This is a genomic window from Thermaerobacillus caldiproteolyticus (assembly GCF_013761245.1).
Taxonomy (GTDB): domain Bacteria; phylum Bacillota; class Bacilli; order Bacillales; family Anoxybacillaceae; genus Thermaerobacillus; species Thermaerobacillus caldiproteolyticus.
Map to the genome: position 1 here is coordinate 76,975 of NZ_JACDUT010000010.1, position 12,350 is coordinate 89,324.

Genomic DNA, 12,350 nt, shown 5'->3' on the forward strand with positions numbered 1-12,350 from the left:
ATTAATTTCGAATGATAATATACTGTGCTTTATGGTAAGTGACGTTTCTGTCTTTATTTGTTTTATAGAGAAAAAGGTGTGAACCTTATTGATAAACATTAAAGCGTAGATGACGGATTTTTATATATTGAAAGTTGATATTTTAATTATGTTTTTTCCTAAAGTTTAGCACTTGCATCAATGTTGTACAATGGAGGTTGAACGGTAAAATTAAAGGAGGTATGAATTTGAACGATAAGATTATTATTGAAGGCGCGCGGGAAAATAATTTAAAAAACATTTCATTGACCATTCCAAAAAATAAGTTTATTGTCTTGACTGGACCATCCGGTTCGGGAAAAACGTCGTTAGCAATGGATATACTACATCGAGAATGTCAAAGGCAATATATGGAATCTATAGGGATGACCATTGACTTTATCAGTAAACCTAAAGTTGATTTCATGATAGGTCTATCCCCTTCTATCATTGTTGGACAACATGTGACCAATCGTAATCCTCGCTCAACTGTTGGGACCGTAACCGATATGTATACTTATTTACGGGTTATCTATGAAAAGTTAGGGGAACGTAAATGCTTTAATTGCCAAACGACAACTTTGCCATCCCTGGAAAACCCAGCTCCCGATGAAGAATCATCAGGTTACAAACAATATATCTACTGTCCAAATTGTCATCAGCGTTTAGAAAAACTCACCCTATCCGATTTTTCATTTAATACTCCCGATGGGGCCTGCCCGACGTGCGATGGATTGGGGAAGGTTGATGATATTCGTATCGAATATGTATTCAATGAGGACTTCAGTTTAAGTGAAGGTTGTGTAAACATTTGGAACGGAGCTTATGGAGAATACCAGAAGAGTATCTTTAAAGCAGCTTGCGATTATTATGGTATTCCGATTGATGAAAATCTCCCATTAAAACATTTTACTGATCAACAACGCGCTTTGTTATTTTATGGGGTAGAAAGCAAGGAATTTACATCCTATTTTCCTGACAAACAACCTCCCAAAACGGTGAGGGCCGGAAAATTTGAAGGTGTTCTTACCGGAATGAGGAGAAGATACAATGAAAAAGGCGGGAATTCAGGAGAAGCGCATCTTTTTTATTCGCAACAATGTCCCGATTTCCAAGGAAAGCGATTAAAAAAAGAGAGCAGGGAAGTGCTGGTAGCAGGAACCCCGATAACGGACGTTTCTAATTATTCCCTTGAAGAATTGCTATCATGGTTAACAGAGTTGCAGAGATCTCTGACACCAGAAAATAAAACAATGGTTGAAACATTTTTACATGATCTAATTGTAAAAGTTAGAAGAGTTATCAATGTTGGATTAGGGTATCTATCCCTTGATAGACAAACGATAACCCTTTCTGGAGGGGAAGCTCAACGTTTAAGGTTAGCTTCCATTATTGGCTCAGCTCTGACAGGTGTTCTCTATATTCTGGATGAGCCAACAACTGGACTTCACCCAAAGGATACAAAAGAGCTGGTTGAAGTCATGAAGCAGCTTAGAGATTTAGGCAATACGGTTCTTGTCATTGAACATGATGTGAATGTGATGCAAGAGGCAGATTATATTATCGACATGGGACCAGGTGCTGGAAATTTGGGCGGTACTGTAGTAGGTGAGGGAAGCTTACGGGAATTAATGGAACAAAAACATTCCGTTACCGGGGCATTCTTAAGAAACAGGTCAATACCTACGATAAACCGGCGAAAAGGAACAGGAAAGTATTTGACAATTCATAACGCTAATAAGCATAATTTGAAAAATATAACAGTCTCTTTTCCGCTAGGCTGTTTAATTTCTGTAACGGGAGTGTCCGGCTCAGGCAAGTCCACGTTAGTTTTTGATGTACTTTCAACAGGGAAAAGCGGCGTTTATGATGGTTGTGAAAAAATTACCGGGTTTGAGGATGTTGATAAAGTTATTACAGTTGGACAGTCGCCACTGAGCAGAATGAAACGTTCGAATATTGCCACTTATACGGAAGTATTTACATTCATTCGAAATTTGTATGCAAGTCTGCCGGAATCAAAGAAACATAATTTTGATGCAAAGGACTTTTCTTTTAATACACCTGGTGGACGATGTGAGAACTGCCAAGGCATGGGGTTCGTTTCTTTGGACATGCACTTCCTTCCTGAGTTTGAAGTGGAGTGTCCGGTTTGTCACGGCAAAAGGTTTGAAGAAAAAATACTTAAGGTAAAGTATAAGGGGTATTCTATTTCAGATCTTCTAGATCTATCAATTGAAGAGAGCCTGCCTATATTTGAAGATCACAAAAAAATTGCGCCAATGATTCAATTATTATGTGAGATTGGACTTGGTTACTTAAAATGGGGACAATCTCTCACCACATTGTCTGGAGGCGAGGGGCAACGACTGAAATTAGCAAAGGAATTAAAGAATCAGACAAACAACCATACCCTTTATTTATTGGATGAACCATCCACTGGATTACACCCAACAGATGTAAACAAGTTACTTGTCTTGCTAAATAGGCTAGTAGATGCAGGTAATACTGTCATTGTTGTCGAACATAATAGTGATATCATCCGTGCTTCTGATTGGGTAATCGATCTGGGACCAGAAGGAGGAAGTGCCGGAGGAATGATTGTTGCAGAGGGGACACCTGAAGAGATAGCGAATATGAATAGCTCTTACACAGGTGAATATCTAAAATTAAATTAAATCGAAGATGCAGGGGGGAATTGTACACCCTGCTAACAAATTTGACGAAAACAATGGTCCCGGTGCAAATAATCTATACGCGTATAACCTGAAGATAAAATTAATCCAATCAAGAATGAAAACAATGTCCGATTGGTGGAATACAATTTAAATTTAAATGTAGTATAAAAGTGTCGGGATACACTTTTTCGTCGAAATGTACAATAACTTGAACATTTGCAACACTAATTAAATCTCAACTTAAAAAATATCTCTTCCGGTTAATCTGGCCATTGTTTCATGTGTTAAGTGACAAAAAAGATGTTTCATTTACAAAAATGTTGTTTAAATTACAAAGGCTCTTCGGATTGTATAGAGAAGTTTAGCCGTTAAAAATGTTTTTAGATTAACGATTATTACGCAGTGGATTGATATTGTACAACAAACAAAGGAGCATAAAAATGAACAGGCATTTTGATAAAGAAACATTAAAAGAAATACTCACTTATGTAGAACAAAACTGCACAGACTTAAAAGAGGTAATAACATACATCACAGAACGGTTTGAGTATTACTGGCGGGCAGGAGAGTCTGATAAATACCAAACGATATATGGTATTTACAGCTATATAAACAAATACAATCATACTATAGCGTTGATGACAGTAGAAGAGATAAAAAATTATTTGCAGGGCTTAAACTCACATGCACAAGACGAAGAAGATGTGTAATAACGTTATTACAAGATATAAAATTCAAAGGGTACCCCACCATATAATCCGAATACCCATTACAAAAAGTCATTTAAAAATGATAAAAAATGTTGTTTAATTCTCTTTATCTTCGTACTACGCATATTCAGTAGTACCAATCATCATACGTAACTAACCAAATTCCGCCACTCTTTCTTATTTCATTGATATGAAACTTTCCACGGTTACATCACTGTGTTACGGTATTATCTGAAAGTCCCACTTTTCCGCTGCCTCTTTTGATGTGTAGACGAGGAAAAGCGGGTTCACTCCTTTACTTAGGTTTAAGCGGGATAGAACGTTGTTTAAGTAAATAAAAGCGTGTTGTGCAGCAATAAATATAAATAAATAATTTACAAAAATGTTGTTTATTTACACTTAGGATTTGACAATTCTTAAATGTATCGTTTAAAGTAGATGTAAATTAAAGAACGGAAGGGTGAACCAACTAAATGAAGTACTAATCCTATTTACGAAAGCAAACAATTGAAGGTTATTTTTAGCAGGCAATCTCTGCTCTATTTATGATGCCTTCAATTGTCGTTTTTCAGAATAGGATTGGACTTCTATAGGTGGACCTAAAGGGGGTAGTCTCTTTTGGTGTGCCCTATATATGATTTATGTCTCCTATTCTGAATGTATATAGGGGGCATTTTTTTGTCTCCTAAACTTGATAAAAGGAGATGTTAATATGCTTTTATTAGAAGCTCATCATGTAAAGCACTATGTACAGGATCGTTTATTACTAGATGTGGATCAATTGCAAATTCATCAAAATGATCGAATTGGATTAGTTGGTCGAAATGGAAGTGGGAAAACGACGTTACTTCAAATTCTAGCTAAAAAGATTTCTCCAGAAGAAGGTGTCGTTATTCAACATACTCAATGTGAACTTTTACCGCAGTTTAAACGAACAGATACAACAAAAAGTGGTGGTGAAGTGACGCAAGAATATATTCAAAAAGCTCTTGTTAAAGATCCGGAACTTTTACTTGCAGATGAACCAACGACAAATCTTGATACAGACCATATTGAATGGTTAGAAAAGAAGCTGAGAGAGTGGCAGGGGGCATTTATCATTGTTTCGCATGATCGTGAATTTTTGGATGCTCTTTGTACAACCATATGGGAAATCAATGAAGGAAAGATAAGAGAGTATACAGGCAACTACAGCGATTATGTAAAACAAAAAGAAGTAGAGAGACATCAAGCACAATTAGCTTATGAAAAATATGAGAAAAAGAAAAAGCAGTTAGAAGAAGCATTAAAATTAAAAGAGAAAAAAGCGGAAAGAGCAACGAAGACGCCAAAAAGAGTCAGTGAATCGGAAGTAAGAGGGACAAAGCCATACTTTGCCAAAAAGCAAAAGAAACTGCAAAAAACAGCGAAAGCCATTGAAACGAGATTAGAAAAACTTGAAAAGGTAGAAAAAGTGAAAGAACTCCCACCACTTAAGATGAACTTACCGAATGCAGAAACGTTTAAAAATCGGATTATCTTTCGTGTAGAGGATGTAACAGGTATGATTGGCGAACGTGTACTTTGGAGCAAAGCAAGTTTCCATGTTCGAGGTGGTGACAAATTAGCGATTATCGGTCCAAATGGAAGCGGGAAAACGACGCTTGTAAAAAAGATCATCAACCAAGAGCCTGGTATTACGCTTTCTCCGTCTGTGAAAATAGGCTACTTTAGCCAAAATTTAAATATATTAGATGTGGAAAAATCTATTATAGAGAATGTCCAGTCTTCTTCAAAGCAGAATGACACGCTTATTCGGACGGTCCTTGCGAGAATGCATTTCTTCAGAGATGATGTTTATAAGCCTGTAGGGGTTTTGAGTGGCGGTGAGCGAGTAAAAGTTGCACTAGCAAAACTATTTTTAAGTGATATCAATACATTAATTTTAGATGAACCGACGAATTTTCTTGATACGGAATCTGTTGAAGCATTAGAGTCTCTTCTAAAAGAGTACGAAGGGAGCGTGATCTTCGTCTCCCACGATCGCCGATTCATTGAAAATATCGCTACACGAATTTTGGTCATTCGTAATCAAAAGATTAAATTGTTTGAAGGAACCTATCAGCAATATAAACATGCTCAACTACAAAAAACTCGAGACACCGCAAAAGATAAACGTCTCTTACTCGAAACAAAAATATCAGAAGTACTAAGTCGCTTAAGTATCGAACCATCTGAAGAATTAGAAATGGAATTTCAAAAACTTTTAAAAGAAAAAAGGGAATTGGACACGATTGAATAATTTTGAAGAGTTCCTTTTGTAATAATATTTAATTTAAATAGCTCATTAAGCCCCCTAATGAATTTGGACATTATAATGAAGTGACCAAATGAAGGGGGCTTTTGCTATACATGAAATGAAGAAAACATTCAAAGGAATTTAAGTTACAAATGGTGAGAGAAGCATTAGAAGTTGGAAATAAAACATTGGTAACTAGAAGATATGAACTTAGCCCGAATCTCGTGCAAAGGTGGATGAAAGCATATGGACGAGAAACGGTTACCCATTCCTCTTCAGCTGAGGTGAAGGTGAGAAAAGGGAAGGAGATATTTTATTTGTTGCCAAATAAAGCTTCCATTAATATTTTTAATCATTTATTCCAAACCAACATTTTAAAACTAACGTAGTCGGGCTAATTTTTCTAGAAAATCAGCAACAAGCTCAAGTGACGACAAGTCATAGCTTCTAAATAGTTCAAAACTCTTTTTATCCAATTCCAGATGGTATTGCTGGTGCAATTTTGATAACTCAGCACCCAAAGGCGTGACATAGAAATAAATCTCTTTAAGGTTTGTCGGACGTTGTTCTTTTCTTATTAAACCATAATCCAAAAGTTTTCGAGTAACTTTAGATATTGCTCCTTTTGTCACACCTAATTTTTGAGCGATATCTATACCCTTAATGCCTTCATTTTGACTAATTATCTCTAATGTATGAAGGCTTAAAACAGACAGTTTAGGAATTAGTTGCTTGAGACGGTCATTGGAGGTATTCTCGATTAACCATATTTTATCTGAAGCATCATCTGACTCACTGGTGAAAATAAGAAGTAAAGATTCTTTAATTCTTTGTTGGATTTTTTTAATATCGTTGTCCGCATCAGTCATCAAGGTTTCTTCCTTCCTTTCTTTATAAAAAATTATAACATAAGTTTACTTGGAAATCATTTGATTGACACTCTTACATTTATTTATTAATATAGTTTCCGTGGAAACTAAAATACGGAGGGATCTTTAATGAATGATGTCATCCGAACAATTAATAATCATCGATCTATAAGAAAGTTCAAAAATATTCCGCTAACTCAAGAGCAGATTGACATAATTGTTCGCGCTGCCCAAATGGCTCCAACATCTGGTCATTTACAATCATTTACCATTATTGGTATTACTGATCCTAACTTAAAAAAAGAATTATCGAAACGAGCGGAAAGTCCAGCGATTGAGGAAAGTGGTTATTTATTTATCTTTTGTGTTGATTTTTATCGTATCATGGTAACTGCTAATGATATTGAAAAAGAAAAAATGAAAAATAATTTAAGTTTTGCTTACTTCTATCAAACCGGCATTACTAATACGGCCATTGCTTTACAAAATGCTAATTTGGCGGCTGAGTCTATCGGGCTAGGGACTGTGATTCTAGGAGGTGTTGGTGCGGTGACAGAGCTGGATGAGTGGCTTGATTTACCCAATAATGTGATTCCCTTAGTTGGACTAGCTGTTGGTGTTCCAAACGAAATGCCGGAACAAAAACCACGTTTACCCCAGTCCGCTCTGTTCTTTGAAAACAAATATAACCGTCATTTAAAAGAACTCGTTGAAAAATTTGATAAAGATATGGAGTACTATTATGCACATCGTACGAGTAATCAGCAGATAGCAAATTGGTCACAGAAAAATATTAACATGCTGACTCAGGATATACCGTTTGAGTTTTACAGCGAATATATCAAACGTAAAGGATTTGTTTTAAAATAATGGTAATTAACTCAACTTTCTATCCCTGAAATAAGCAGGGAATCTTTGATATGGTTAGGTAAACCTGTAATAAATTTTAATAGATTTCTCTTTGGTGTTACATTTGTTAAAATGAGGGACATAATTGTAGTGGAAATGAATCGATCTAATGAATTCGGGATTAATACTAAAAAATATCAGGCTTTGTAGATACAAGAGTAAGTAAGTCGATTGCAGAAATTCTGAGCAAGCTAGATCACAGAACATTGGTGCTCTGGGCTACTGACTGCACCGAACATGTACTCCTATATTTCGAGGGGAAGTACCCGAAAGACGACCGACCTCAAAAAGCTATCGAAGCGAAGCAGGGCGTGCCTGGGTGAGTGGTGAAATAGCGATGGGCAAAGCTCGCACTGCTGCATTTACTGTTGAGCGATTACCAAAAATGTGGTTTAAAATCTTCAGCTATATTTAAAGGGGCCAGATTGTGGAGAATCAGCAGGTATTTAAGAAAGAGGATCGAAGTTAGACTTAGGGACACTTTCTTCAAGTAACGTTGTATAATAGTGGAATAAGTGTTAGTTTTATTTGACTTTTTCTAAAAGGATCTCTATAATAATATCTGTACTTTTGAATTTATAGGAGGATTATTAAAAAAATGTATTTTATCAGATTGCGTTTCCCAACTTTGAACCAGTAATTAAATACGTTCAAAGGCTCTGCTTGTGTATGCAGAGTAATGGGAGCAGTCTGTCCTTTTTTAATAATCTTCATTTCATATAGAAAATATGTAATGTGAAGACAGGCGGATCCGTTCTGTCTTTTTTTATTTATGTATAATTTGCCTTCTTTTGTTTAGCAAAAGGAAGGTTTATTTGGTGACGGCTTCTAATAGCCCCTAATCTAATAAGGATGGGTCTTCTTCCCTTTACTCTGAATCACAGGCAGATCGCCTGTGATTTTTTATTTCGAAAGGGAGAGATAACATGACCAAAAAAATAAAAAGTGCAGAACTTGTTAGTGAATTTGTAGGGGTATTCAGATGTCCACTCTGTAAAAGTTCGATGAGGGTTGTTGATTTTAAAAGCCTAATATGCTCTAAAAACCATACTTTTGATTTCGCAAAACAGGGATATATAAACTTGATGACTCATCCCTCTAATAGTCATTACAAGAAGGAACTGTTTGAAGCAAGACACAAGATCATTATGGAAAGCAACTTATACACTTCCATGCATGAAACGATTGCGAAAGTGATAAAGGAGTATATGGATGCTTCTCTTAACCCTTTTATGGTTGCAGATTTAGGATGCGGAGAAGGTTCCCATTTACAAAAGAGTTTGGACGAATGTATGATTCCGGCAATGACTGGGGTTGGTCTCGATATTTCAAAGGAAGGCATTGTCATGGCAGCGAAGAGATACGATAACCAAATTTGGCTAGTAGGTGACTTGGCCAAATCACCACTGGCGGATCAATCGTTTCATGTGGTTCTTAATATCTTATCTCCTTCCAATTACAAGGAATTCAAGAGGATTTTAGTTGAAGATGGACTGGTCATTAAAGTTGTTCCTCGTCCTAATTATCTAAAGGAGCTACGAGAAGTACTCTTTGATAACAATGAAAAAAAGGTCTATAAAAATGATCAAATCGTGTCACTTTTTAAAAAACATCTCCATCTACTGGATGTTTTCAATTTATGTTATACAAAGAACCTTAAGAAAGCGGAGCTTAAAAATTTGGTTCAAATGACCCCGCTTGCTTGGTCTGCGGATAAAGCACGCATTGATGCGTTTATTAATCGGGATTCCGCTGCGATCACAGTAGATTTAGATATTTTAGTTGGAGCAAACAAGGCATGAGAAAGAAAGTGATAACCGCACAAATGAATTGGAGGTAGTGAGTGAATAATGGAAAAAGTATATATTGAATTAAAAAATATTGAAGTCTCATTTTTAGATCGATTAGTATTAGATATCCCTCGACTAGCAGTACACCAGTTTGATCGTATCGGGATTGTCGGAAAAAATGGAGCTGGAAAGAGTACATTATTGAAACTTTTGGCCGGTCAAATTACTCCAGATAAAGGTCAAGTACATCGGTTTGCAGATTTTGCTTATTTCGATCAACTGTCCAGACCAGTTGAAAGAGAAATAGATTATGAGCTGTTAGGAAAGCTATCTATACCTCAAACAGAAGTGAAAAATTTAAGTGGTGGTGAACAAACGCGTTTGAAGTTAGCGGAAATTTTCTCCACCTATCATGACGGTTTATTGATTGACGAGCCGACAACTCACTTAGATGAGGACGGTGTACAGTTTTTCATCGATGAGCTACGTTATTACTACGGCGCTCTTGTTCTTGTAAGCCATGATCGTCATGTGTTAGATGAACTCGTTACAAAAATTTGGGAAGTAGAAGACGGGCGTGTAACGGAATACACGGGAAATTATTCCGACTACGTAGCACAAAAAGAACTCGCTCGTAATAGACAGCTTAAGGATTACGAAAAATATGTGAAAGAAAAAACACGTCTTTTAAAAGCTGCAGAGGAGAAGATGAAAAAGGCGGAAAAAATTACTCAGCCAAATAAACGTATGTCAAAAAAGGAAACGAAAGCAAAGGCAAATAAAATGTTTATGACTAAATCAAAAGATACAAGCCAAAAGGCGATTCAACGTGCAGCAAAAGCGATTGAGCAGCGAGCGGAACAACTCGAAACAGTGGAGGCACCAAAAAAGGAACAAACACTTTATTTTCCTCAGCCGACAGCTCTCAAGCTACACAATAAGTTTCCAATTATGGCGGATCGATTAACGTTAAAGGCAGGGAATAAAACCCTACTCAAAGAAGCTAGTTTCCAATTCCCATTAGGGAGCACTATCGCGATTACGGGAAAAAATGGTTCAGGGAAAACAACACTCCTTCGTCATATCATACAACAAGGAGAAGGGATTATCATATCTCCCAAAGCTGTCATCGGATCATATGAACAAATGGACTATTATTTTGAGAAAGATGAAACCGTAATGGCATATATGAAGGAGAAAAGCGACTACGATGAAAGCAAGATCCGTGCAGTCCTACACGCAATGAATTTTACCGGAAATGATTTGAGAAAGAGTGTCCGCGATTTAAGTGGTGGAGAAGCAATCCGTCTAGTATTGTGTCAACTGTTTTTGGGAAGATACAATATACTGATTTTAGATGAGCCGACAAATTTTTTAGATGTTTTTTGTATTGAAGCGTTAGAACGCTTTTTAAAAGGATATGAAGGCACCGTCCTTCTCGTATCACATGATCGCATGTTTATTAATCGTGTAGCAGATCATATATATGTCATTGAAAATCAACAACTAAAATTAAAAAACTAATCATAAAAAGAAGCAGAGAAGGTATCTCTGCTTCTTTTTATAGGAATCTCTATTGGATTGGGGTTTTTCTTTAATAAGGAAAAATGTATTTTTACAGCTCTCCTTTTGCGGTGGTTCCTCTCATTCAATTCACAAGCGATAAAAAGAAAATGGGGGAATTCGCTAACCCATTATGGCTTAAAGTTTTTGCTTGGATTGTAGCTATTGTTATTATCAGCTTAAACGCATATTTATTATTTCAGGCTTTCTTCGGTTAATGAATTGCTTTTTTAAATTACCCATTATAAAATATCATCATCAAGACCAGCTAAATAGGCGGTGGAGTTCGCCATAACCGTCTTTATGACCAATGACTCCTGCTAGAGGTTTCTCTGGCAGGAGTCTGTTTATTTTTGACCATATATTGAAAGGATTGTGATAAAAATGAATATTATTGCTGTTGGTATTGGTGGCTTCTTTGGAGCCGTACTTCGATACTGTATGGGGCAATGGATACCAGTACATAATGGCTTTCCTTTACCAACATTGATCATTAATTTGCTTGGGTGCTTATTTCTTGGTTGGTTTTTCACCATAACGTTGCAAAAAATAAAAATTAGCCCTACTTTGCGTCTATGTATAGGAACTGGTTTTACAGGCTCATTTACTACATTTTCAACTTTTTCAGTCGAGACAGTTATTTTAATCAAAAATAACCAAATCGAAATGGCAATACTGTATGTTCTGCTTAGTGTTGTTGGAGGTATTGCATTAGCTTTCAGCGGAATTGGACTAGCCCGTATAAACAGATCAGATAAAGTAAAGGGGAAGATCGCAAAATGATTTTTGTTGTTGGTATTGGTGGAATATTAGGTGCCATTACTCGTTTTTTATTAAGCAAATGGATATCTTCAAAAGTGACAACAACTTTTCCAATAGGAACGTGGATTATAAATATTACAGGCTCCTTTATATTAGTGGAGGTATTTGCATTACATTTAAATGAAAATATTCCTGCGTGGTTATGGTTGTTTTTTGGGGTTGGTTTTCTGGGCGCTTACACTACGTTTTCGACATTTGGATATGAAACGGTTCATTTAATTGAAAAAAAGGATTTCGGTAAAGCCATATTGTATGTATTATTGTCAGTTCTCATAAGCGTTGGTTTTGCCTGGATTGGCATTCTATTGTCAGGGGTGTAGGTAATGAAAGAGAGAGCTTATATTTCGGCTTTCCTCTCATTGGCTGTGCCAGCGATTATTGAAAACTCTCTCCAAAGCTTAGTTGGATTTGTTGCTGTCTCCTTCATTTCTAAAATCGACTTGGAAGAGGTCGCAGCGGTCGGAGTGGCTAATGCCATTCATCCGATGTCATTGATCCTGAAATTTTAAACAAAGCTGATTTGGTAGTAACATTATGTGGTCATGCGGCAGACCATCGCCCGGTGCCACCACCACATGTGAAACGTGTACACTGGGGATTCGATGCCCCTGCAAAGGCAGAGGGAACGGAAGAAGAAAAATAGGCTGTATTCCAGCGTGTTCGTGATGAGATTGGTGAAAGAATTAAGCGTTTTGCGGAAACTGGGGAATGAA

Annotated in this window: 11 protein-coding genes, 3 pseudogenes and 1 riboswitch; of the genes and pseudogenes, 13 read left to right on the plus strand and 1 reads right to left on the minus strand. The window is 36.6% G+C overall.

What is annotated here, in order from left to right; genetic code table 11:
- Positions 1-227: 227 nt before the first annotated feature.
- The 4 genes and pseudogenes from uvrA to HNR31_RS14620 form a co-directional block, all read left to right on the plus strand.
- The gene (gene uvrA, locus HNR31_RS14605; RefSeq protein WP_181556954.1) at positions 228-2,696 is read left to right on the plus strand and encodes an excinuclease ABC subunit UvrA; all 2,469 of its coding nucleotides are present in this window, start codon (positions 228-230) and stop codon (positions 2,694-2,696) included.
- 440 nt (positions 2,697-3,136) lie between these two features.
- A complete protein-coding gene (locus HNR31_RS14610; RefSeq protein ID WP_181556955.1) occupies positions 3,137-3,406 on the plus strand; it encodes a hypothetical protein in 270 nt (89 codons plus the stop codon).
- 712 nt (positions 3,407-4,118) lie between these two features.
- Entirely contained in the window at positions 4,119-5,687 is a 1,569-nt protein-coding gene (locus tag HNR31_RS14615; protein WP_181556956.1) for a Vga family ABC-F type ribosomal protection protein, read from the plus strand.
- 131 nt (positions 5,688-5,818) lie between these two features.
- Positions 5,819-6,073, plus strand: a pseudogene (locus HNR31_RS14620) (transposase); the annotation flags it as partial.
- Here the strand turns inward: HNR31_RS14620 and HNR31_RS14625 are convergent.
- On the minus strand, positions 6,065-6,553 hold the full coding sequence (locus HNR31_RS14625) for a MarR family transcriptional regulator (RefSeq protein WP_181556958.1): 489 nt from the start codon (positions 6,551-6,553) through the stop codon (positions 6,065-6,067). The pseudogene HNR31_RS14620 and the gene HNR31_RS14625 overlap by 9 nt on opposite strands.
- 129 nt (positions 6,554-6,682) lie before the next feature.
- Between HNR31_RS14625 and HNR31_RS14630 the strand changes: the two genes are divergently transcribed.
- The 9 genes and pseudogenes from HNR31_RS14630 to HNR31_RS14660 form a co-directional block, all read left to right on the plus strand.
- Positions 6,683-7,423 (plus strand): nitroreductase family protein, encoded by a 741-nt coding sequence (locus HNR31_RS14630; protein WP_181556959.1) that lies wholly within the window; start codon positions 6,683-6,685, stop codon positions 7,421-7,423.
- A 221-nt stretch (positions 7,424-7,644) separates the two neighbouring features.
- Positions 7,645-7,785, plus strand: a complete 141-nt coding sequence (locus HNR31_RS19380; RefSeq protein WP_374058322.1) for a putative immunity protein — start codon at positions 7,645-7,647, stop codon at positions 7,783-7,785.
- 603 nt (positions 7,786-8,388) lie between these two features.
- Complete coding sequence (locus HNR31_RS14635) at positions 8,389-9,264, plus strand: putative RNA methyltransferase (protein WP_181556960.1); 876 nt, start codon at positions 8,389-8,391, stop codon at positions 9,262-9,264.
- A 48-nt stretch (positions 9,265-9,312) separates the two neighbouring features.
- Positions 9,313-10,776, plus strand: coding sequence for an Msr family ABC-F type ribosomal protection protein (locus tag HNR31_RS14640; protein WP_181556961.1), 1,464 nt, complete (start codon positions 9,313-9,315; stop codon positions 10,774-10,776).
- A 104-nt stretch (positions 10,777-10,880) separates the two neighbouring features.
- Positions 10,881-11,033, plus strand: a pseudogene (locus HNR31_RS18925) (Nramp family divalent metal transporter); the annotation flags it as partial.
- Between the two features lie 48 nt (positions 11,034-11,081).
- Positions 11,082-11,142: riboswitch (Fluoride riboswitch) on the plus strand.
- A 57-nt stretch (positions 11,143-11,199) separates the two neighbouring features.
- Positions 11,200-11,598 carry a fluoride efflux transporter CrcB gene (crcB, locus tag HNR31_RS14645; protein ID WP_181556962.1) on the plus strand — a complete coding sequence of 133 codons (399 nt, stop codon included), beginning with the start codon at positions 11,200-11,202 and terminating at the stop codon, positions 11,596-11,598.
- The gene (gene crcB, locus HNR31_RS14650) at positions 11,595-11,957 is read left to right on the plus strand and encodes a fluoride efflux transporter CrcB (RefSeq protein WP_181556963.1); all 363 of its coding nucleotides are present in this window, start codon (positions 11,595-11,597) and stop codon (positions 11,955-11,957) included. The genes crcB (HNR31_RS14645) and crcB (HNR31_RS14650) overlap by 4 nt, the downstream gene beginning before the upstream one ends.
- A gap of 3 nt (positions 11,958-11,960) precedes the next feature.
- The gene (locus HNR31_RS14655) at positions 11,961-12,146 is read left to right on the plus strand and encodes a hypothetical protein (RefSeq protein ID WP_181556964.1); all 186 of its coding nucleotides are present in this window, start codon (positions 11,961-11,963) and stop codon (positions 12,144-12,146) included.
- Positions 12,116-12,349 (plus strand): annotated as a pseudogene (locus tag HNR31_RS14660) (arsenate reductase); the annotation flags it as partial. The gene HNR31_RS14655 and the pseudogene HNR31_RS14660, both read left to right, overlap by 31 nt.
- Position 12,350: the final 1 nt, after the last annotated feature.